The organism is Flavobacterium hydrophilum (assembly GCF_003202405.1).
In the GTDB taxonomy this organism is placed as follows: domain Bacteria; phylum Bacteroidota; class Bacteroidia; order Flavobacteriales; family Flavobacteriaceae; genus Flavobacterium; species Flavobacterium hydrophilum.
This window is the reverse complement of sequence record NZ_QJHL01000007.1, coordinates 39883-63584: the sequence shown is the minus strand read 5'-3', so window position 1 is coordinate 63584 and position 23702 is coordinate 39883. Positions and strand designations below refer to the sequence as shown.

Sequence of the window (23702 nt, the reverse complement as noted above, 5' to 3'; positions counted from 1 at the left end):
AAAGATATATTAATTCCAAAAAGAGACTTTCGAGTCTCTTTTTTGTTGTCAAATATTTGCATAAATTATAAAATAAAATACCATGAATAAAACTATAAAGCTGAGAATAAAGAAAGAAATTAGCAGGGAAAGTGAGCTTAAAGTACTAAAACTAAAAGGGACATTAATTAGTAAAGGCTATACTGAAATTATTCATATTGAAGATGAAAATGAAGATTTCTACATGAACACTTTTTCAACTTCTACAGAGCTCAAAAAAGAAGCAGAAAATTATATATTAGATTATATTTCTTCTCATAACGTAAATGATATTATTACATTACTCAGCACAGTTAAGTAGTATTTTTTTTCAACTTCATCGGAAATGGATAGAAACGAAATTATTTTTGACAGATTACTAAATACTTTACATATACCGATTTTGATATAACAATTACACTAAGACTCTATGATAGAAGATTTAATTAAAAGAACACATACCGATGATTTTTATCAAAACTGTGATTTTAAACTTGAATTATTCACCTTCAAAACATCGGATAATACTGTGGAGATGATTTTTTCAATTAATCAAACCAGTTATGATATTCCCATCGAACGTGAAGAGTGGAAAATAACTTGCAGAAACACTGAAAAATATCATGGTTTCTTTTGGAATATCCTCCTGCCATATACTAGATTAAAAATTTCAGATAAACATCCAGCATTACTTCTCTACAATCATAATGAACTTGAATGCGAAATAATTGGAGTACCTAAAGATATTAATCAATTTATTGCTGATATTTCTATGATACTTGAAAGAGAGACCGGAAACTGGATTACTGTCCCAGACATTTTATGGAATAGTGAAGAACATTATAGAATCTTCAGCAAAAGAAATATAAGTATTCCCAAATCAATAGGCAAACCTATCAAAGAAGTTTGTGCAAAACATAACCTTACATTTAACGTTACTCATGAAGTTACCGGAGCTGATAAACGCTATGTACACAAACAAAAAAGCAAAATTTTGATATTTGGAAACGAAGATGTGAGTCCGAACGACTTTTATCTGAAACAGCCATATGTCATTGCAGAAAAATTTTCAGCTGAACGTCTTAAATAAGTTATGCTACCATACCATTATTTATTTAAATAGGATCATTTAAAACCTAATTACTCTTCTTATTTTATACCTTCAATTTTTACTAAATCTTCTTGCTTGTATATACAAACTATTTTTTCTTTAATCCATTACCTCGTTCTGAATATTCTTTCAGATTATGTCTCAAAACAACAACGAAAAAAGAACTAAATATCTGGTTTAAAATTAATTAGATAAAAATACACACTTCATTTTTATTACATTTTTTGTTAGGAATTCAGAATTATTGAATTCTTAAAACACTAAAAGATGTCCTAATTCCATGGAGTTATTCAATTTTAATACAACCAGTAATATCTCTAGGTCGTGGACTTTTTAATAAATAGCAACAACTTTTATCCTGCGGTATAGCAATATAATTCGACAGACTCATTGTGTCTAGTAACTGACTCTCTTTTACTAGTCTAGTTTTCCAATTTGGAAAATTTGAAGGTGGTATAAAATCATTTATTATATCAACTAATTGTTTATCAATTAATTTAAATAGCAAAGTCTTAAAATATCCTCTGTATTCTTCAGAGTTTATTATGTATTCAATTTCTCTATAAGAATTTATTAATTTTCTCTTTTCTCCATCAATAACATTCCACGATGACCACCAATAATTATAAAACTCAAAATTTTCTTCAAAAGAAATTGTTAAAAGCGCTCTTCGTAAATTATTATTTAGATTATTTTCAACCCCTAAATTGTTTATAAAAGCATCTCTAATTTGTAAAAATTGTTCATCATTGAAGTTACTAATGATTCCATTAAAATCTAAACAATAAAAAATAAAGCTGATTTTTCCTCTTAGCAGATCTGTATCTTCTAAAGAATGTATAATCTCTTTTCTTGAGGGCTTATCAATAATTAAATTTGCTTTTAATTTTTCCTCTTCGATCTGCTCTTTTGCTGAAGTAGATTTTATATTTGGTGAATTAGATAAATATTGATAAATATTAGAGCATCCCTGAGCTAATTCAGAAATAAGATAAATAATACCATCAAAAGTTTGAGGACTTCTTACAATATCAGTTCTTTTTCCGTTTTTTTCTATATCTCCCTGTGATACAATATTTCTAACGACTCTCATCCATTCAACATACATGGTATCATCAAAAATATTTACTCTTCTAAAATATTCAATTTGAGCATATAGGAGCACTTTTTGTGTGTAAGAAACATTATCTTCTATTAATACTTCATTAAAAAAATCATTTTTGGGTTGATGTCTAAATAATGGAAATAATATTTGAACATTTTTAATTTCTGCTAATTTAATCTGTAGTAAATCTAAACATTCAACTAAATATTCAAAACTACTCTCATTAAACATTTTAACTGCAACAATATTTGGATCGTCATGCAATTTAGAAAGTAAAGTAGCTCTGTCTTCTAATTTTTCCTTTCTATCAATTGATTTTCGAATCATGATAATTGTAGAAATAAACCTTATAAAAGCATTATCAATACTATTGTTTTTTCTAAAGTATTTCCAAAATAAGTCTGTCCAAACACCATCAATTTTATTTGCGAATGTTAAACTGAAATCACTATTCGTGTCCCATTTCTCATCTCTAATTAATTTTTCAAAACTTGCTTTAAAATTTTCAAAAGGAGTAAGAAGTTTTCCTCTTGCATTCATTTTAATATATAAGTCATCAGTTAATCCGATATGTTCTAAATTGACATAATAAAATCTTATTAAATTATCATCTTTTGCTATTAATTTTTGCCAAAGATTTTCTACTTCAAAAAACATATCGTGTATATCCTCTAATGTTCTAAGCATGGCATCAATCGTAGGATCGTTTTTCCATGATAAAAAGAACCATGATGAATCAATAATTTTTTCTCTCGGTGAGGAATCTTTATTTAAAACTACTTTGTTCCTTATAAGTGCATTACAGAATTCTCGGGATGATATACGAGTTTCATAAGTGAATTTTAACAAAATATTTTTGACTTCTTCATCTAATTCGGAATCTTTAGTAGCTGCATACCAATGAAGTAAAAACAATGTTGTTAATCTCTGTTGTCCGTCTAAAGGTTGAAATGCTTCGTTTGTAGAACTACCATATATGAAATCCAACATTATCTGTTCATCACTTTTAATACTATTTAAAAGTGCACTTAAAAAATTAAGTCTTATTTTTTTTTCTGCAAGCCTGCCTTGAGCATAATCCCTTTGTATAATTGGAATCTCAATTTTTTGACTATTTAATAAATCGAAAAAAGTAAGTATTTCACCTTTATATTTTGTCTGTTCAGTTGCCATTATTTCCTAGATATGAATTTAAAACTTTAAATAAGTCATTTTCGTAATTTTCTCTGTCTTCTTGAGACCAAAATGAAATCTTTGGAGGATAATCACTGAAATACTTTAGAAATACATTTTTAGTGCAAATTGGAATAAATATTCCTTTTCTATCTCGATCTATAATTATCCTTCTTTTGAATGGAAAAACAGCATTTTTATAACTTCTGTTAGTAGAAGAATCTAATAATGTTAAATTAGATAAACTATTTATATCGTCATCGACATTTAAACTAGAATTAAAATAAGCAACTATATCTTCAAAAAGTTTTCTAAACTCGTCATCATTGTCATCATCCCATAAATTAATTCTTTCTCTTAAACTTTTTTCTTCATCACTTTCCTTTCCAATAAAAGTAATTGCGTCACTTAGCCACTGTCCTTTATTGTGCTCAGGAATTTTATCTTTAATTGAGGTAATATGCTCAATATCCCATTTTTCATTTTTATATAAATCAAAAGGGAAATAAGAATTATCTTTAGTAGTTGACAACATTGTTAATATATTATAAAGCAACAAAACTTTTCTAACTTCTTTAGTGTCTGAGTACTGTAGTTCAGCCAGGTCAATACTTCTAAATTGATATTTAATCAACTCATCTAAATACATTTTAAATTCAGATTTAGTTGCCTTGTCAGATTCTTGGTATAGTTTTTTAATATTAACTGCATCAATACTAATTAAAAAACCTATTTTATGATATAATTCTCTTTCATTAAACCATTCACTAAACCTTTGAAAATATCTTTTTACTTCTTGCCAATTATTATCTAAAGTTAAATTATTTCCACTACTAAATTTTTTACTAAAAAATCTAAAAGTTGAGTAATTATCTTCATCATCAGGTTCATCATTCATCAGATTAAAAATAAATTCAATTCGATTGGTAGAAATTTGATTTTGATTAAGAAAATACCAAAACTTATTATTTTGTAAAGAATTTTCAATGTTATCCCATTCAGTAGCAATTTCAAGTTGTCTAAGTCTTAACTTATTGTCTTCTTTATTAAAATTTGAGCTATTTAGAAACAGTGCTTTAATAAGTTCTGAATTGGTAAGTGGTATTTTACCGATATTAATTCTTGTGAATATTGAAATGGAATCACTTTCTTTACTTAGATACCAAATTACTTTGGAATTAAATTTAAATTTTGAACGAAAATTTCCCTTGTCAAAATTTATACTTTTATTATTAAACCAATTAGAAATAGTTTTATAAGCATTGGATATGTAATAAAAATCTATATTTTTTTCATTTGTATCTTCTTGTAAATTTAGCAAGAAGTCTTTTGAGCTATCTCTTGTTTGATAATCTAAAGAGAATAATTGATCTCTTCTGTTTTCTACAAAATCTTGATTTAAATAATGTAATATTAGATATATTGTTGTCAGTCTCTGCTGTCCATCAATAACTTCGTATTTAGAATCTTCTCTTTCTTTTATTACAATTGGCTGTAAACAATACCATGTTCTTTCCTCAGTATTATCATTAACCAATCTAGGAGTGAAATTTGAAATATCATTTAATAATTCTAGAACTTCTTTAGTTGTCCATCTGTAACCTCTTTGGTAAGAAGGAATATAAAAGTTATATTCTTGAAGTTCATTTACTGTTTTAAGTTCTAATATGTTATTCACCTAAGTTATTTTTTAAATATAATTTTAGAAATTTTTAATTCGAAAAGTCTTTCAAATTTAGCTTTTTTATATTCACAAAAAAATTCTTTCCGTATGTATCTCCGTTATGAGACCAAATAAAAATATTTTATTGCTTTAACATTTTTTACCACAAGATTTGAATTAGCTTAATCTTTAGACTTCCTTATATCTATAAGTTTAGCTATTTGTTCTATTGATTGCACTGCTTCACGTTTTTCATTAATTGTATTACGAAATCCATTTTTCCCATCTGGCGAGGTCTTTTGATATAATGATTTTACGTAATCAGAATTTGTTATTAGAATATTATTAAAATACTCATCACTTAAGAAACTGTTTTTTATTATAGTCCTAAACACATCTGTATTAGAATCCAATAAATTATATTTTATAAAATATGGTAATAAAATCTTTGCGCCTTCTAAAGTTAAATCAATATTAGAATTTAGAATTTGGTCTCTAAGGTTTTTTAAGGTGTCTATAATTGATAAATTCTCATGATTAGATTCGTATTTTTTAAGAATTTGCCACCACTGCAAATTAACTTGTCCTAACTTAATTTTATTTAATAATTGCCCCTGGAAAACATCAAGTGATATTTGGGTTAGCGATTCAATCTTTAACTGTTCAAAATATCTAAAATGCACATCGCTTCCATCACCAAAAACCGTATTATAAGAATCCTCATCTAAGTTTTTAAAATCATCATTAAAATTATCTATAAACACTATAGACACCTTAAATGTATTATACTTAAAACAATCAACAATAAATTCATCATCAACTTCTTCAATATTTAGATTTGATTTATCAATTTCCCATCTATTTATTTCTTTTAATAATAGATCATCGTTAAGTCCAAGATTAGATTTGATAAGATTATACTCTTTTATTACATTTAAAATGTTTGCTCTTTTACTAATTGTACCATTTATTAATAACTCATGGATAATTTGTTTAAATAACAATGAAGTAGTAAAATATTTTGATAACAGCAGAAGATCATCATATTGAATATAATTAAGTATAGTTAATGAAATTTCAGAAGATAATTTTTTATTTTCAACGTCTAAAATAGACTGAAATTGATTTGCATGAGAAATAAAACTTTCACCCATAGCAATCCTCATAGCTATCAATTCGTTAGTAATTGGTAACGGTGATGATGAATTATTGGTATATAAGGTATAAATTTTTGATTCATCTAAAATGTCTTTTAAATCACCATTTTTTTTAGAAGTTTCTTTTAATTTAATTACTACGTCATTAGCCAATTGAACATTATTTTGATCTATAAATGAATTCAAACTAGTTTTTAGAAAATCTTTATATATATTCAGATCAAAGTTTTTACTTAAAACAGCTGTGTTTTTTAACTTTAACAAGTCTTCAATTTTAAGTTTTGACATATAATTGTCAATAACAACACTGCTACATTTTAACTTATACTTTGCATATTCATTACCTTTACTTTCAATTATTTCTATAAAATTTTTCGGCTTGATTTCTTTAGTAATTATTAACGATAGTAACCTCTCAGAACCAATTTCTTCAATTAACTCATCTAATAATGAAATATAATCTACAGTGTTATCATCGTTTAAAATATTTGCATATTGCTGTAATAAATCATTTAAATACTTATTATCATCATAGTTTTGAATTAATATTAACTGCCAATCTTCAATTTCAAGTATATCAATATTTAATTCCTTTCCTAAGACTTTTGAATAAAGTGTTTTCCATGCCTGATCGATATTAAACTGTGTAAGGTTTGTTTCTTCATCTAGCTGGGACAAAGTCTTAATCGGATTTTCTGGAATTTCAATTTCAACAATAGCTTGAGTGAAAATTGTTTCAATGAATTCTGACTTACAGATAGTATTAAATAATTCTACGTCATTCTTATTCAAAGAATCTTTAAGTTCTTGCGCATAAATTAATTCTAAAGCATTTTCAACTTCAATATGATATATTATAGCAGTTAATTGCTTACCAAAATTTGCATCATTGTGATATATAGATTTTAAACCCTTTAAATACTCTAACTCAGTAATTGCTTTTAGGGGATTTTTTAAAATTTCATCTTTTTTTAATACAAATATTGCTATATATCTTTCTTTAAAGTTATCATCTAAAAGTTTAACGGTAAGTATTTCGTTAATAAATGAAATTATCTCTCTAGGTGTTATTCTTCTATTTAAAAATTCATATACCTGAATTACTAATTTCAACTCATTATCATTGTAATTAGTGAATGCTTTGCTCCATTGATTCTCAAAAAACTGTTTCCAGTCTGACATTATTGGAAGAGTGATTCGAAAAACAATATCAAAAGTTTTATTTACATAGTCATCACCAAAAGTTTTGTCATTAATATCGCTATTCAATTCTTTAAATGCATTTTGAATATGTTCTCTATCAAAAGGCACTATTATTTTAATGTTATTGTATTTTTTTTCAGCAAAAAAGATGTGAATTGATGACCAAATATTAAGGATGTGTTTCTTAGGCAAACGATCAAAATTATCGAAGACGATCACGATCTTTTTATTTAAATCCCCATCTATCTCTTTCATCCATTTCTGAAAGTCCCGGACAGACGGTTGGTTTTCAGAAATGGTTTCAATTTTAGTTTCTTCCTTTTGCTTATTTGTATAGACTTGAAAAGTTTCTTCTGCAGCTAATTTTAGTGATTTCACAAGTCCATTTTTATTTATCCAATTTTTAGCAACATTATACAAGTAAATACCTAAAACAATAAAAATTGGAAATGCAACAAGTATTAATTTCCCAAGTAACGATTCAATATGAAAAAAATCAGTCATAGAATCTTTAAAAACATTTACAGTTGGAACGTAAATAATTGATAGTAAGCTAAAAATAAAACCAACACTTAAATAAGGTTGATTTATCGTAGTGGTTTCTTTTGAATTAGCCAAAAGTTCTTTTAGTTTAATGTCCCAATCTTTCGTATTCTGTTTTAATAAATCATCTCTACTATTTATAAATTCTGTTAGTTCAACTAATATAGCTTTTCTTTGTTCGTCCTCTTGATGCCCCCAGACATCATAAATAAAAAAATGATGAGAAGTCGAAAGTTTATTTTCTATTAATTTTACTAAATTACTTTTTCCTGAACCCCAAGCCCCATCAATGCCTATCACTTTAAATTCAGGATCATAAATGATTTTTTCACTTATTATTTTAGCAATTTTATCTTGGGATTTATTTTTAAACAAATCTTCACCAAGTGGCTGATTAATTAAAAAATTGTAATCTTTTGTTTTTTCACTTTTAGAGTTCTCTGCCATAATAAAAAATAATATCTTGGTTTTACTAAATAATAAATTGGTTTGGATAATATCAGCAACAAATAACATCAATAAATCCATTATTTCATTACGGAAAACCGTAACAAGGAAGTGAATATAAAGATGATTTACAATACGTATTTATACTGTTTTTTTAGGAAGTTATATTGAAATCCATATTTAATAAAAATTCAATAACTCTTGAATGCGAGGTAGCATTTCTACCCATATTAATTCTTTTAAGGTAATATTAAAACAAAAAAGATGCGCACTACTGCTCATCTTTAAATTACTTTTGCCAATATTTATTATATCTTAATATCTTATAAATGTAGAATCTAATATCATTAACTCTGAAACATTACAAATATTTTATCTTTAAAATTACATTACCGTTTTCATGCCGTCTATCACGATTATAAAAATGTATCGTAGCTTAACTTACTTTAAGCCCTAAAACACAAATTCCACCTAACGGCTGCTAGGGAAGTTTATTTTGTCTAATTCACAATTAATATTATTCCTAAAATTAATATTGGTGGTAAAATAATCATAACTGAATACCAGCCATAAATTTCCCATGAATATCTCCGTTTTACTTTTTTAATATTTTTTGGCGTTACTTTTTCTGGTGCTACTGTTTTAAAATAGTTTACATTATTAATTTGAAATATATCGTAATCAATCGGTGAGTGATTTTGGTAGTTCCTCAATACTGTCTGATATTTTTCAGATAAATTTTTAGCAAAAGTATACACTTCGTATTCAGATGGTTTGCTCTTGAGAGTTTTAAACACTCTTAAATCATTATATAATAGTGATAATTCAAGACCACAATCGTGGAATATTCGCGCATTCAACTTGTAATCTTGAGCATTTTCAAACTGACTTACTACCAACACTAAAATCGACAATGCCGTTATTATATAGTTTATGATATTTTCACTATTTCCAGAATTTATATTATAAACAGAAATTAAACTTGCAATAATTAGATATGCCGATAAAAAAGCTAAACTTATATTTGAAAATTTTGCTTTTGTTTTGAGGCGTTTATCAGCATTAAATCTTGATGCCTTAGTAGACCAAATTTTATAATTCAATTCCTCCAGAAAGCTTTTTTCTAAATATTGTTTTGGTCCCGTGAATTGATTTGCTTTTTCTGTCATTCTAGTTATTTTGTATAATGTGCATGACAAAACCTCAAAGCCATCCAAATTTTAGTAGATATGTGTGATAAATTTCATCATTATTTATTTTCAAATATATACTTTTTTTACTGCAGATTATCAAAGAAATGGCTTTTAATTTGATTGATGCTTTTGGCTACTTATATGAGTGATATGCAACAAAAAAGAACGTTACTATTGTTGTAAAAGTTCGTCTAGGAAATATACATCTTCCTCAAACCCAATATTTTTTTCCATCTTAATATCTTATTTAATTTCGTCACAAAGTTCGGGAATCGTCTGCGGGCGCTAGCAAAAAATTCCCCCATAAATGCAGGAAAAAATTCCTGCTTTATTGCGTTGCTTTTTGCGCTTGCTAGGCGATTCCCGGTGAATGTTCCATAATTAATTTAAAATATAGAAATTATGGAAACTTTAAATCAAAACTGGCAGACTGTATGTGAAATTGAGCTAATCTACAAAACACAAGTAAAAAACTCTGAAAGACCACAAATCAAATCTTCCAAAGATGCATACAAACTGGCTCTTTCAGCTTGGGATCATAATAAAATAGAATTCTTCGAGCAGTTCAAAGTATTGCTGATGAATCAGGCTCATAAGGTACTTGGTATTTACGAGATCTCTTCTGGAGGAATTGCAGGAACTGTTGTAGATCTTAGATTAATATTCTCGGCAGCTCTTAAGGCAAATGCTACGTCACTTATGATTATTCACAATCATCCTTCAGGAAACCTCGTAGCATCAGAAGCCGATAAACAGATTACTAGAAAAGTAAAAGAAGCCGGAAGGCTTCTTGATATCACATTACTGGATTCATTAATTATAACTTCCGAATCTTATTACTCCTTTGCTGATGAAGGCGCTTTGTAAGCGCCTTTTAAGTATCTTTTTTAGTCCTGCTTAAACCGAAAAAAAACTTGAGGTTAATCCTAAAGATAGAACCCCAATACAATCCAAAATATTTTTTTGAAAACTGACTTTTAATAAGTCTTCAAGGATTTTAAAAAATCTCTAAGATTGCACCTTTCCTGCAATCGGCAAGATGAACGGTTGTTAAACAACCGCCTATCTTGCCACCCTTACCTCGGAACTCGGTGGTGTTTTGATCTTAAACTCAAGAAGAAAAAAAGGACTAAAAGGGGAATATAAAGCTAGGGGTAAAAAACACCCTAACCTTGTATCCATATTCTGTAAAGTGCAATCATGCATTTGCGTATTAATTCGAATATTTTTTTGCTAATAATGATGGTGACTTCTCTACATCAATCATCTCTATAACCTTGTTTAAAATCTCTAATACTGCCTTTTCTCTAATTTCGTTCCGATCAATTTCACCAAATTTAAATTTAAATTCCCTCAATCTATTTTCAGCTAATTCTTTTCTATAATAAATTGCAATATAAACATCGCCAACTTCACCTTTTATTGGATATTCTTCAGTCCCTGGCGATGCAATCCCAGTAACAGCTACATAAAAATCAGAGCTTGGATAAACTTTAATTAGTCCATACACCATCTCGACAGTTGTCTCCATAGATTCAGCTGTGTATTTGTCAATTATTTTAGGATCAACTTTTAATATTCCAGATTTTAGCTCTCTGCTGTAAGTTACTATACTACCTTTTAAAATACTTGATGCCCCAGAAATTGATGCGATCGTGCTTGAAAGTAATCCAGCAGTTATACTTTCAGCACAAACTATTGTTAAGTCATTCTGTTTAAGGGTGATATTAAATTTTGATACTTTACTGTCTAAATCTTTTTTGTTTTCCATTTTTACTATTTATCAATTTGTTTTTTTTTAATATACATTAAGACTTTTTTTCATCATAGAAAAGGTGCACACAATCCAACTTATCTTTATAAATTAAGCATTCACTTTCATAATCGTTACCATAGGGACATTTTTCAACTTTAATATTTACCACCGAGTAAAACTCGATATTATTTACGATCTCATCATTTTCGGAATCAAAATTTTTAATACTTCGATGATTCAAAATATCTGCATTTATATCTTTCTCATCTCCCGTATAAAATAGAGTTATAACATAAATTTTAAGGACATCTTTAAAAAAATCCTTTTCTCTCTTACCAATTAATTTTCTAATTGTTCTGCCATCATTTACTACATCAGTTATAATCAATACATTTTTAAAATTACCATTATTTGAAAAATTTAGTTTTTTTTCAAATTCGTTATGTTCATCGTAACGATAAGAATATGGTAGAAATGAAAATGGTTTATTGTATTTTATCACTGCCCGAGTTGATATTATGTTTCCTTCAGTACCAAGACCAATAACAAAATCAAACTTATCGCTTAAACCGCATTTCTCAATAACATCAATAATAGATTTTTTTGCTAAAAGTAAATCTCTACTATTTTCCAAAATTTTTGAAACGTCAATCCAATTATGCGCCCTGGAAGTTTTACTCCAGTGAAAATGACCTGAATGAAAAAGTTTATTTTCTTTTATGTTATTATACAACATAGTTGAAAAATCTGAACTTTTATAATATTTATCTCCAGAGCTTAAATTTGTAATGGATGTTTCCTTTCCAGAATCACTAATGTCACTTACTGGTAATAAATCTTTAGTTTCTTTTGTACCAATAGATTTACCAGCTAGTTCTATGTGATTTTTATCTCCATAATCTTCAATATTAGGCTTGATCCAACTACCAAATTTGTATTTGTTGTTTCTAATACTATTATCACATACAAATAATTGCAAATTTAGATTCACAGATTCGCAGTTGTTATCAAACGTTATTGCAAAAAATGAGGGTCGAGGATTTTCTTTTGAAGTGAGGGAGCCAGAGTCCAAGGCATATAATTTGTATTCATCATGAAATTTAGAAGAAAAAGTGTGCTCATTTCCATACAAGATACACTTATAGTTAAATGACTGCAAAATACTTAAAGTAAATATTCTATTATCTTGATTCCATTGTCCTTTGTGACTTGGCTCATATTGCGCAAATAAATTATGATGCATTACTGCAATCTTAGAGTAACCACTATATAAATTTTCAAGTTCCTCTATGTCAGCCTTAAAAGTTTCAGTATTAAAAGCTCCTTCGCCACCGCCTTTTTGGATTAAATTATTAGAATTCATCCCAATAAAAACAAGTTTAATGTCTTCAAAAACAAGTTTATCAATTATATTACTTGATGCTATAAAGTCTTTATTCAATATATTTCTATAAAAAACGGAAAATTTTGCCAATTTCTCATCCTGATATTCATAAGCTTTTTTAGTAGGATTTTTTAATCGTGAATTTTCATAAGCACTATTACAATCTGACCAATTTACATCATGATCTCCCGGAATTATTAAAATATTCGCAATTTCAATTTGTAACTCTCCAATAATTTTTTTTAAATATTTTTCAGCACTATCAAATTCACCCTGTATTGCTTTATCGCAAATATCTCCCGATATGATTAAAAATTTTTGAAATTCTGAATAATGTTTCTGAATTAATGAACAGAAGTTATTTATAAAAAAATTGTTATTTTCTTCAGTGTCATCCGTATTTAACCAAAAATTTGGTTTTGTATTAATACCATCTTCATCAAGATGTAATGAGACATGTAAATCTGATATATGTATGATTACTTTATTCATTTCTTAACATTTCCAAATTTGTTGAAATATAATAATTTAAGTCCCTGTTATTTGCTTTAGTAATTTCAAATACGCTAAGTGCATCTTTGTATGCTATATCAAATTCATCGAATGTTTGTACTCTAATAAGCGAAACATTTCCTAAATATTTTCCTCCCGAGAATTCAATAAGATTTTTTACAATTTTAACCTCAGTCCCCAAACATACAAAATCAGATACGACTATATAGTTTCTATTCTCTATTATAGTGCTTCCTAATCTCTTGTATAGTTTATTTATTGGTCCAATTTTGTCCAAAATTAAAATATCTAGACCCAATAGTCCCGATAGTAAAGAAGCAATAAAAGCACTATTCGAATTTTGACAAACTAAAATTGGATTACTATGATGTGCTCCTATTAGCCATTTTTCCCTTAATTGTAGTGCTAATTTATAAATTGAATAGATTACAAATTGATAATCTAAAGAAATAAATTCTTTTACATCTACATATGAATTTAAATATACTGATGAAGAAGTGTGAGCCATTTTATTAGAAGAATCTATATATTTTTTTAATTTTTCTTTAAAATCTAATCGAAAAATTTCTTCATTATAAAAATCGTAATCAATAACAGAATTATTATCATTCATATATAATAATTTATATACGCCATCAATTAAAATGTTGTTAGCATTTTTATATGTATTTAAATGCTGTCCATCTACAATTTCTCCAGATATATTAATTAAAATTAAATTTTTAGACGTTTCTTTTATTTCTTTAAGAACTGTTATTAAATTACTTTGAAAAGAAATAATTTTATCAAAATTTAATATTGTGCAAAACGAATTTGAACAATCATCAGCTATCCTATTTAAAGTGTCAATTGTAAGTATTGTATCTTCAATTCCCCTGCCGCCTTCATCCAAGTATGTACTTGTAATAATTTGCTCAGGATGTATGCTGTAGCATACCGTATCTCCCCAAAATATTTTTGAAACTATCATGATAAATTTGAATTTGGGATTTCAACTTCGATGTGAACACCTTTAAACTTTATTTCATAGAATCTAATAGATGAAAATTTAACATCATTGTTATATTTGTCAATCGTATTAAATACGAATTTGGCAAATAAATCTTTTAACCTTGGAATAATATTTGTTAAATCATTTTCATATTTTTCTAAATCATTTTCGAATAAAAATTTATAATGAATTTCTAATACCTCGTTTCTCATTTGAAAAAGCTGACTCAAATCATTGACCATTCTATGAGATATTATAATTTGAGAATTCTCATTGTGAAGTCTAAAATATCCATTACATTTAAGAACAACATTACACATCAAATCAAACAAACCTTTCCTGTTTTTTAACATTGAGTAATATAAAGTTTCAAAAATTGCAAAGAGATTATTCTTTATATTCTCGTCAACATTTAGTTTTATTTGTTTAGATCTTAAAATCTCATCAGTAAAAACAAATTTTGAGTAATAAAAGCAATCTTTTTTCTCAGTTAAAGAGCTGTACAATCCAATTCCATTATCTGAAATTGAAAATTTAGTTTTGTATTTGTCTAAAAACATTAGCGCATAAACATTAGATTTAGAATGCAAAACACCATTGGTAATTAATTCTGCTAAAACTTCAACAAAGAAACTTTGTAATTTTTCAGTAACAGAATTTTCAAATAATAATTCTGAAAAGTGATTTTGTACTTTAATTGTATAGTACTCTATAATAACATCCCTTTTATTCTCATCTGATGCTTCGCTATTAGTTATATCATATAAATTGTCGTCAGCTATGGAATAACATCTAACTTTATGTTCAACTCTCTGATTTTTGCCCGCAAAATTCCCAAGATAACCTTCTTGAAATGAAAAAATCTTTTTACCAACAGGGAAATTAGGATTAAGATTATTTCCAGAAACAAAGAAAAAATCCGCTTTATAAAGAAATTCTAAAACTTGATTTATACCATTATTGTTTGAAAGAAAAAGAGGCAGAGATCTATTATGATAATTTTTCAATTGTTCACACAGACTTAGAATAACAGGTATTGAGATTGGATCAAAATAGTAAGTGCAAAATGTTGCTTCAAAATCATTTTCTTGAATCAAATTAAATTGAATAAGTGATTTGCTAGAACTAGCTCTGTAAAAATCTGCAACTCTTTTAATAAAATCAGTGTAAAAATAAAAAGAGGTGAAGGGCTTTTTATTTTCTAAAATTGTAACATATTCATTATCCATATTTTTAGTATTAACTATTTTCTAAATACATTTTACAATAATAATAGCATATTTAACCATATTATATATCTTTTCACAGTCTCAATCCAATTGAATTGTTTTACTCCTTTATATTATCAGTAAAGTTAAAAATACAATGTCTGTCGTTATCTATTATTTAAAACAATCAACTAACTAATTATTTATTTCTGTTTGATTGAATATTTCTATCCTAATATCCTAATTCAGTATATTTAATAGAAAAACTCTAAAATAAGTAATTACTGCAATTCTTTTGAAAATTATTATTAATAAAACTATCCAGACTGTAAATTCCTCAGCTCTATTTTTTCAAAAATAATAAGTTATTATAATAAAGAAGAGTAATATTACAAAAAACATATGGAGTTTTGTTTATAATTAAATAACAGATTAAAATTTATTTATCTTTAGATCGAAAACTTAAACCTAGATATTTTACATCAATTATATCCTTAATTCATAAAGAAAATTATGACAGAGAATACTATTCCTGAGGGCTTACCTAAAAGTCAAATTATATATCAACTATCAGAAAAATCTAATTTGAAATCGGACTATGAATTTAGTTACATTCATCATCTAGATGAATTAAGGAAAGTTATTTCGATTGAAATAACACAAATAAATTTACTATTTCCAGAATACACTCCTCATGATGAAAAATATCATTTAACAAAATTGTTTTTTATTGCTGATCAAATGTTAGAAGATTCTGTAATATCTGCGATGAATACAACGGAGCTTTTTTTGCTAGCCGCCTCATTATATGGTCATGATTGGGGAATGGCAGTAAGCAACGAGGAAAAGGAAATTATCATTAGTGGCACTTACGATGAAAAGTTTGCTACATTAGATGATGAGCAAATACGATTTCAGTCTTTTTGTAGAGATAGAAATATCACACGCTCTGAGGTAGAAACTGCTGACTGGCAAGAGTATGTAAGACAGACACATGCATTTAGAAGTGGTAAAAGAATTAGAAAATATTTTGAAGGAATCAGCGCAGGAATAGGTGATTTCTGCGCGAGGATATGTGAGGGACATTGGCATAATTTCGATATGATTGACGACTATTTCTCTTATCCAACTGATGCTTCATTACATCGTGACATTGTAAATATAAAAGCAATTACATTATATGTCAGATTAATAGACCTTTTAGATCTAGGGGAAGATAGAACTCCATTTGTTCTTTGGAAATTTGTAGCACCAAGAAATAATCGCTCTAAAATTGAGTGGGCAAAACATAGGGCATTGCAACCAGTTACATTTCCCAATTATCAACTAACCAGAAATGTACAAATTGAAGGCAGTACAAATGACCAACAAGTATATATGAGTATACTTGATCTCAAAAGATATATAAATGATCAGTTTAGACAAAGTTTAGACATGCTAAACAGAATGAATCATTTATATCACAAATTAAATATTGGGCATCTAGACTGGCGAATTGTACCAATAAGTTTTGAGCCTGTAACTATACAATTTGAATTTGATAGGATGAGGATGTTTGAAATTTTGAGTGATGACATCTATCAAGGTAATCCTTTCATCTTCATCAGAGAGCTTTTACAAAACGCAATAGATGCCATTGATTTTAGAGCTGAAGCCTTAGCAAAAAAGCAGATGTTTTTTACGCCATGTATTAAAATATCATCTACGAATAATACTGAATTCTATATTATTGAAATTTCAGACAATGGCATTGGTATGGACGAATATATCATTAGAAATTATCTTGCCCTTGTCGGTAGAAGTTATTACAGAAGTTTGGACTTTCAAAAAGAACAATTAAACCTTGATCCAATATCTAAGTTTGGAATTGGGATTTTAAGTTGTTTTATGTTATCTGACAATATTGAAATTGAAACATTTAAGGATCCTAATCTTAGTCAAATTAAAGAACATTTAAAGATTTCAATTCCTGCGAAAGAGAATTATTTTAAAATTCAAAAAAATAGTAATGAATTCCCTATCGGAACAAAATTTAGAGTGTTTTTAGATAAGAAAAAATTACCATTTGTTAAAGATACACCTATAGATTTTAATATTACAAATTATTTGCATAGAACAGCTGGCTTTGTAAAACATCCAATAATTATTGAAGAAAATGGTAGAGTTGTACAAATTGAAAACCCCTCTTCCACAAATCTTTCATCTTTAAGGCTAAATTATACTTTTCCATACGAAAAAGCTTTTAAACCTCAACATGTTGATTTTGTCAACAAACACTTTCATGAAGAAAAAATATCAATTGAAGAAGATTTAGATTTGCGAGAGTATAAAGGATGTATAACTTACTTGATACCTAATGATGAAAATCTAGATATCATTAACACTGGTAGATCTTGGCCAGTACGTGAGATAACTACTGTACATTTCGAAGATGAAAATTTTGATAAACTTAAAATAAGATGGGAAGACGACTGGATTTCATTTGGAAGACATTACAGATTACCGAGCAAATATGAGGTCCCTGATCGTAATTATAGTGTATATATTGATGGACTGTTATTAACCAATATAACACCTCCTGAAATAAATCTTAATCGTCAATTTGACATGAACTATAATAGAAGATCAACAAAGTATAATTCAGGGAATCCAGACTCTTTTGTCTCACCTTTGCTTATAGTTAATATTCCTAAACCATCAGGAGTAAAAATAGATTTAGCTAGAACGAATCTAGATTCCACAATAAGATGGGACATCAAAATTTGGAAAAATTTAGGAAAATACTTGCGTAAAAAATACTTCGAAGAAATTGATAATCTTGCTCCAAAACAAATTCTTTTAAAAGTTGGGAGGGTCATGACATTCTACAAAATTCCTGAGCAATTAATAATGAAGGAGATATTAGAAATATCCAATCTGCCTTTTCCATTCGCAACAAAAGATAGTTCAATCGAATTTCATCATAATCTGTTAAATAAAAATTCAGTCAAAATACTTCCAGAAATTTTTGAAAATGATTATTTAAGAAAAATTGAATCTGAATTTTACAAATACAAAAAGAGTAAAAGTGTATTAGATAATTACGAAGGACAGCTAGCCATTTATTCATTTAAAAATCCATCTAACCTCAGCGAATTTTCAATGATACTTCAGAATGCATTAAAATTACTTAGTAATGTATTCAATTGTAATTATTTCTTTTCTCAAATACAATTTATATCCTCGCCTTTAGGAAAAGACTATCCAATAGTAATGGAGCTTCATGAGAAAATACCAGATAACCCTCATACTATTTTATATTCAAAAAATTCACCCTTTGCAGAATTTGATGCCTATAATTGGTACAAATTACACTCCTTATTAGAAAGAAAATTTAAAAATTTCCCTAAACTTGTTATTTTTCCAGAACCATTCGTGGATAAACTATTTTATTCATTTTCTTACATAAATGTAAAGCATCCCAAAGCAATAGAAATAATTAAAATCGCACTAACAATAATTGAAGAGGATAACAATAATACCCTTTCAAAAAGAATTGTCGGAGAATTATTTGACATGGTAAATGATTTGCCTTTTATTAAAAACTATTACTATTCACAAAATATTAAATTTAATTTTAATTATCTTAATGAAAAAATAGAGGAAATATATACTACGTTTAATAAGAATCAAATTTTTCATATATTTAATAATGAACTTATTACTATAAATGATTTTGTAAATAATTCAATTAAGGAAAGCAAAAAATTTCAAAATCACTATGAAGGTTTATCAAAAAAGAAATATTTAAAAAGTCAGGGTAAATGGGGAGTCGTATTAGGATAATGGAGTAAAATTCCATTGTAATCTTGCATAAATTGGTTAGATATTTGAATGCTCCCATAAAAATAGAAAAGCTTCAGAGAAATCAGGAGTTTTTTTATGTTTTTTTAGTAAACTTTTATTCGTTACGTTTGCGGGCGTGACGCTCGCGCAAACAGGAATACTCTAGAGCTTAGGAATGTTGGGAAATAAAGATGTGAGAATTTGCGATTAAATCACAGATATTCCTAATACAAAACAACTTTAAATTCAGGCTAAAATCCTTGCCAAGCATCTGTTAACGGTAGTATTTTTACTTAAAATCTGTTTCAAAAACAAAATTTTCAATCTTATATAATCCAGACTGAATTATGTTGTTTTTAAATCCTTTTTCTATTAATAATTTTTTAATTTTTATATAATTCTCTTTAGAAATTCTTGGATCAACTACAATTTCCTCAAAACATTCGTTAGGATTAATCTTATATTTAAAAAGCTTATCAGTTGGCTTACAGTTTTCATTATGATATACAATTCTAACTTCTTTCTCATGAGTAAAGGCTAATCTTTTCAGCATCAGAGTTTCAGCTTGTCCTTTTCCAGTAGTGTCAAGTAAAAAGTTGGAAGCATTAGTCAGAAGCTCAACTAATTTCTCCTTTTTTTGGTATTTTACTTTTCCTGCGAACGTAAATAAGTTGTAAGGTTGATTATTGTAGGGGTTTATATGACTTTTTTGTGTTTTAAATAAATCCTCAAATACTTTTCCTATAGTTGATTTTACTTTTATTCCAATATTATCTATTTTTAATTCTTTAGTTTCATCGTCCTTAATGTGTTGAGAATAAATTCTCCACATAGCATCACTTTCTTTTTTTAAACTCCAGCACTGTCCGTAATATTTGTTTCTTGAGTTAATTGTAAAAAGTTCTCCATTTGGAAGTTTACCTGTAGATTTTAATAAAAAATTTTCAAAAGGGTCCTCCCAGAATTCTGTTTTTACAAGTACGTTTTCTTTATTTTCAAGTAACTCTAAAATTCTATTAAAAGGGTAAATTCTATAAATACTCTTGCTTAAATCTTCTTCTGTCAAGTTTATAAGATTGTTGATCATTTACGTTTTTTTTTAATACTACGGGTAGCTTATTTACATATGTAACAAAACAATATAAAGCTATTCTATTTTAGATACATATGTGTGATAAATTTCACATCTTAATTATTTTCAAATATATGCTATTTCCACTACAAACTGTCAAAAGGACTTTAATTTTGATTGATGCTTTTTTGATACTTATATAATTGGTTATGCAAACAAAAAGCAAAAAAAATTAAGATGCGAATGCAAAAATCGCATAATAATCTGCAACAATCTGGTTAGATATTTGAATGCTTCCCGCTACAAGTATAAAGCTTCGGAGAAATCTGGAGCTTTTTTGTTTTCTAAACTTTTGCTGATACTTTTATATTTCCTAATACAGTAATTCTTTTAATACTTTTTTACCATTTTCATTATCTGGATTTAATTCAACAGATTTCTGATACATCTTAATCGCATCATCTTTTTTACCACTTTGAAGCAATGCCTCCCCATAACTATCATATATATTTGAGCTATTTGGAAAAATTAATGCTGCTGAAGCGAATGTTAGTAATGAATTGTCTGTTTTTTGAAGTCTAAGAAATTGATATCCCAATCTATTAAAATCTCTTTCTGTTGCTTCGTAACTGTCTGTTTTTTTTAAATATTCTTTAATTAACTGATTTGCTTTTTCTTTACTCCCACTTTCAAGCAAACTACCATAGACTCTCGAAAGACTCTGTAGCGGCATTTTATAAGGCTTATTGTCAATTAATTTCAAAACTTCATTGGCTGTTATAAAAACCGGACTTGCTGTATTGGACAGCAAAATGACAGTGTGATTTTTAGTAATATTATGTATCAAAATTGACGTAAGCCCAGTATTGAGCCCATCATGAAAAACTATTTTTTCATTACTATCATTAGTGTATATCTGCCAGCCCAAACCATAGGCAATCTCTTTTTCATCAAAGCGATAAGAAGCAATTTTTCCATTATTGAGCTTTGTTGGTGTCAGGGCTTCTTCTAATTCATTTTTGTTCAAAAGCTGATAGCTGAATAATGCTTTTTGGTACTTCTGTAAATCTAGAGCCGTACTTACAATACCTCCGGGTCCATAGAAATTGCTTTTCTCATCAATTAAAAAAGCTTCTTTTAAGGTTTGAACATTCACGACGCTGGTCGAATAAAAGTTTGGATAAGTGTACAATTCTACCTGATTCGGCTCCTTAAGCCTTCTTTTCTTAGGGAGAAATGAATCTTTCATTTTAGCAGGTTCGAAAATATTTTTCGCTAAGTAATCTCTAAAATCAATTTCAGTTATTTTTTCCACTATCAAAGCGGCAAGACAGAAATTAACATTATTATATTCCCATTTATCTCCTGGGGCAGACGAAAGTGGCACTTTACTTTCAATCAATGCTGGTATAATATCTTCATTAGAAAAAAAAAATTCTGGTTTTTCTTTTATTGCATTATCAAATAGACGATAGTATTGTACTAATCCAGAAGTATTGCTTATCAGATGTCTAATACTAACATTTTGATAAGGAAAATTAAGAAGATATTTTTGGACTGGATCATCAATATTCAATTTTCCTTTTTGTTTAAGTTGCAGTATTGCTAACGCAGTAAATGTTTTTGATACCGATGCAATTGGAAATTGAGATTTTTTATTGATTTTTTCTTTCTTCTCGATATTAGAATATCCATAAAAATTAGAAAAAGTATTTTCTCCTGATTTGGAAATTAAAACACTGCCGTTAAAAAGATTATTTTCAGCAAGTGTTGAAAAGAAATCTTTTATCTCTTGTGCTGAGATGGTACTTGTAAAAAGTAAGGCTGTAAAGTAAACAAAGATTTGTTTTTTCATTTTGATTGATATGATTTGATTGAATTTTAAGCGAAAATAATGAAATATTATTACTACAATTATTATTATTTTTAGATTTATATATAACTGTTATACAGAAAGTTTCTTCAAATCACACAAGAAATCGTGTGTAAACAATTTTTATTGACTTTAACGGGATTTAAATAAAGAGATTTATATGAATTTTTGAAATATTAATTTAAGAGGCTAAAACAAAAATTGCCATAATAATCTTCAATAAAGTGGTTAGATAATTGATTGCTTCCCGCTACTAAGAAAAAAATGTAAAGCCTGAGAAATATCTACTTCTCAGGCTTTTTTTGTGGTTAAATTTACTTTGAAAACAAAACCCAATTATTTCACATTTGCTATCATCGGATTTTTCAAGTCTTGTGAAAAACGATTTAGGTACTCAAACCATTGAGCCGAATTCATAATTTTACCGGCTTTATCCCATGCTGCCCCTGTGTAATAAACGACCGGTACATTATTTTTTACTTCAGCCAAAGCCAATATCTGGCCGTTATTTACAAGCATATTCTTCACAGGAGTTGTCAAAATTGAACCAACACCTGTTGTACCATCTTCTACAAAAGTGGGTTCCCAATATCCCATAATTCCACTTTGTTCATTCAATGAAATAAGTCCAGGCTCAGGTCTTTTAATGATTCCTACTACAACCGGCATAGCCTTATTATCTTCAAAAGTATATACGTTTTCTACGCGATTTAGCTGAGATCCGGCATCGAGAGAAATGGTTTTTACCGCTTTTACTTTTATACCGCCTGCATTCCATTCGTCATAAACAAGCTGAAAAGTGGTGCGTAACGGGCCGTTGTCTAATACTTTCCATTGATGATAATTGGCAGAATAACGTATCGTATCTTTAACATAAGGTGCCATATTTCCTGCTCCTAATGTGTGTCCAACATGATAATAATCCATTCCGTTGCCATTGTCTTTATGGTAATTTCCTAATTTATAACGTTCGTTAATCACCATTTTATCGGTTCTTTTTACCCAAACGTCAAAACCATAAGCATCTTCGTTGGTATTTTCAATCGCTTTTCCGTAGGTTCTAAAAGCTATTTTATCATTTTCCCATGCAAAATCATCCTTACGTTCGGGTACAAAGCGGGCATAGGTTTTCGTTTCAACCAAATTAGGTTTTCCTTTTTGTACAAAAAGACGAAGAGTCGTTTTTGCTTTGACACTCACCTGCACCAATAAATTTTGAATCGCGGGAAGCCCTTTGTGTTCTAACTGATACGGAATCTGTTTTTTAGTCGCAGCATTAATCACCACAAAATTTGAAGTATCTATTTGAGGATAGCGAGATAAGACAGCTTCCCATTTAACAGCCACTACCGTTTCATTTCTTTCTAAATCTGAGTTATTTTGGATTTCGATAATCTCTTTGTTTTGGGACAAAAGTATTAAGGGTAATAAGAGAAAAAATAAACAAATGTATTTAGTGTTTTTCAT

15 protein-coding genes are annotated in these 23702 nt (G+C 28.0%); 4 read left to right on the top strand and 11 right to left on the bottom strand.

All coding sequences use genetic code 11. The features are described 5' to 3' along the window. Window positions 1-82 precede the first annotated feature (82 nt). Both DMB68_RS21115 and DMB68_RS21110 read left to right on the top strand, forming a co-directional pair. Complete coding sequence (locus DMB68_RS21115; protein WP_042563947.1) at window positions 83-340, top strand: hypothetical protein; 258 nt, start codon at window positions 83-85, stop codon at window positions 338-340. A gap of 108 nt (window positions 341-448) precedes the next feature. Continuing rightward, entirely contained in the window at window positions 449-1108 is a 660-nt protein-coding gene (locus DMB68_RS21110; RefSeq protein WP_110348622.1) for a hypothetical protein, read from the top strand. 307 nt (window positions 1109-1415) lie between these two features. Here DMB68_RS21110 and DMB68_RS21105 read toward each other — a convergent pair whose 3' ends face one another. The 4 genes from DMB68_RS21105 to DMB68_RS21090 all read right to left on the bottom strand — a co-directional run bounded on the left by DMB68_RS21105 (window position 1416) and on the right by DMB68_RS21090 (window position 9589). Further along, complete coding sequence (locus DMB68_RS21105; RefSeq protein ID WP_110348621.1) at window positions 1416-3407, bottom strand: DUF262 domain-containing protein; 1992 nt, start codon at window positions 3405-3407, stop codon at window positions 1416-1418. Further along, window positions 3397-5085: a DUF262 domain-containing protein gene (locus DMB68_RS21100; RefSeq protein WP_110348620.1), complete on the bottom strand. Its 1689-nt coding sequence runs from the start codon at window positions 5083-5085 to the stop codon at window positions 3397-3399. The genes DMB68_RS21105 and DMB68_RS21100 overlap by 11 nt, the downstream gene beginning before the upstream one ends. A 167-nt stretch (window positions 5086-5252) precedes the next feature. Next, the gene (locus DMB68_RS21095) at window positions 5253-8501 is read right to left on the bottom strand and encodes a P-loop NTPase fold protein (RefSeq protein WP_110348619.1); all 3249 of its coding nucleotides are present in this window, start codon (window positions 8499-8501) and stop codon (window positions 5253-5255) included. Window positions 8502-8920: 419 nt separating this feature from the next. Continuing rightward, window positions 8921-9589: an SLATT domain-containing protein gene (locus tag DMB68_RS21090; RefSeq protein WP_052483594.1), complete on the bottom strand. Its 669-nt coding sequence runs from the start codon at window positions 9587-9589 to the stop codon at window positions 8921-8923. A 426-nt stretch (window positions 9590-10015) separates the two neighbouring features. Between DMB68_RS21090 and DMB68_RS21085 the strand changes: the two genes are divergently transcribed. Further along, window positions 10016-10480 carry a JAB domain-containing protein gene (locus DMB68_RS21085; RefSeq protein WP_110348618.1) on the top strand — a complete coding sequence of 155 codons (465 nt, stop codon included), beginning with the start codon at window positions 10016-10018 and terminating at the stop codon, window positions 10478-10480. Window positions 10481-10826: 346 nt separating this feature from the next. On the opposite strand, the gene DMB68_RS21080 is transcribed toward DMB68_RS21085, so the two are convergent. The 4 genes from DMB68_RS21080 to DMB68_RS21065 are packed head-to-tail and all read right to left on the bottom strand — an operon-like array spanning window position 10827 to window position 15486. Next, window positions 10827-11384: a CinA family protein gene (locus DMB68_RS21080; RefSeq protein WP_110348617.1), complete on the bottom strand. Its 558-nt coding sequence runs from the start codon at window positions 11382-11384 to the stop codon at window positions 10827-10829. A 37-nt stretch (window positions 11385-11421) separates the two neighbouring features. Further along, window positions 11422-13245 (bottom strand): metallophosphoesterase, encoded by a 1824-nt coding sequence (locus tag DMB68_RS21075; protein WP_110348616.1) that lies wholly within the window; start codon window positions 13243-13245, stop codon window positions 11422-11424. Then, a complete protein-coding gene (locus DMB68_RS21070; RefSeq protein WP_110348615.1) occupies window positions 13238-14236 on the bottom strand; it encodes a hypothetical protein in 999 nt (332 codons plus the stop codon). Before DMB68_RS21070 ends, DMB68_RS21075 begins: the two co-directional genes overlap by 8 nt. Continuing rightward, window positions 14233-15486: a hypothetical protein gene (locus DMB68_RS21065; protein ID WP_110348614.1), complete on the bottom strand. Its 1254-nt coding sequence runs from the start codon at window positions 15484-15486 to the stop codon at window positions 14233-14235. The genes DMB68_RS21070 and DMB68_RS21065 overlap by 4 nt, the downstream gene beginning before the upstream one ends. Before the next feature lie 492 nt (window positions 15487-15978). Here DMB68_RS21065 and DMB68_RS21060 point away from each other — a divergent pair, with 492 nt between their 5' ends. Continuing rightward, on the top strand, window positions 15979-19290 hold the full coding sequence (locus DMB68_RS21060) for an HD domain-containing protein (RefSeq protein WP_110348613.1): 3312 nt from the start codon (window positions 15979-15981) through the stop codon (window positions 19288-19290). 289 nt (window positions 19291-19579) lie between these two features. Here the strand turns inward: DMB68_RS21060 and DMB68_RS21055 are convergent, their stop codons facing one another. The 3 genes from DMB68_RS21055 to DMB68_RS21045 form a co-directional block, all read right to left on the bottom strand. Further along, window positions 19580-20377: a DUF2971 domain-containing protein gene (locus tag DMB68_RS21055; protein WP_110348612.1), complete on the bottom strand. Its 798-nt coding sequence runs from the start codon at window positions 20375-20377 to the stop codon at window positions 19580-19582. Between the two features lie 358 nt (window positions 20378-20735). Then, window positions 20736-22217, bottom strand: coding sequence for a serine hydrolase domain-containing protein (locus tag DMB68_RS21050; RefSeq protein ID WP_110348611.1), 1482 nt, complete (start codon window positions 22215-22217; stop codon window positions 20736-20738). Between the two features lie 354 nt (window positions 22218-22571). Further along, window positions 22572-23702 (bottom strand): DUF4861 family protein, encoded by a 1131-nt coding sequence (locus DMB68_RS21045; RefSeq protein ID WP_110348610.1) that lies wholly within the window; start codon window positions 23700-23702, stop codon window positions 22572-22574.

Bases quoted from the DNA above. Each gene is read 5' to 3' on its own strand.
- DMB68_RS21115 (WP_042563947.1), top strand. From the start codon at position 83: ATGAATAAAACTATAAAGCTGAGAATAAAGAAAGAAATTAGCAGGGAA.
- DMB68_RS21090 (WP_052483594.1), bottom strand. From the start codon at position 9,589: ATGACAGAAAAAGCAAATCAATTCACGGGACCAAAACAATATTTAGAA.
- DMB68_RS21075 (WP_110348616.1), bottom strand. From the start codon at position 13,245: ATGAATAAAGTAATCATACATATATCAGATTTACATGTCTCATTACAT.
- DMB68_RS21045 (WP_110348610.1), bottom strand. From the start codon at position 23,702: ATGAAAAACACTAAATACATTTGTTTATTTTTTCTCTTATTACCCTTA.
- DMB68_RS21085 (WP_110348618.1), top strand. From the start codon at position 10,016: ATGGAAACTTTAAATCAAAACTGGCAGACTGTATGTGAAATTGAGCTA.
- DMB68_RS21070 (WP_110348615.1), bottom strand. From the start codon at position 14,236: ATGATAGTTTCAAAAATATTTTGGGGAGATACGGTATGCTACAGCATA.
- DMB68_RS21105 (WP_110348621.1), bottom strand. From the start codon at position 3,407: ATGGCAACTGAACAGACAAAATATAAAGGTGAAATACTTACTTTTTTC.
- DMB68_RS21050 (WP_110348611.1), bottom strand. From the start codon at position 22,217: ATGAAAAAACAAATCTTTGTTTACTTTACAGCCTTACTTTTTACAAGT.
- DMB68_RS21060 (WP_110348613.1), top strand. From the start codon at position 15,979: ATGACAGAGAATACTATTCCTGAGGGCTTACCTAAAAGTCAAATTATA.
- DMB68_RS21065 (WP_110348614.1), bottom strand. From the start codon at position 15,486: ATGGATAATGAATATGTTACAATTTTAGAAAATAAAAAGCCCTTCACC.
- DMB68_RS21080 (WP_110348617.1), bottom strand. From the start codon at position 11,384: ATGGAAAACAAAAAAGATTTAGACAGTAAAGTATCAAAATTTAATATC.
- DMB68_RS21055 (WP_110348612.1), bottom strand. From the start codon at position 20,377: ATGATCAACAATCTTATAAACTTGACAGAAGAAGATTTAAGCAAGAGT.
- DMB68_RS21095 (WP_110348619.1), bottom strand. From the start codon at position 8,501: ATGGATTTATTGATGTTATTTGTTGCTGATATTATCCAAACCAATTTA.
- DMB68_RS21110 (WP_110348622.1), top strand. From the start codon at position 449: ATGATAGAAGATTTAATTAAAAGAACACATACCGATGATTTTTATCAA.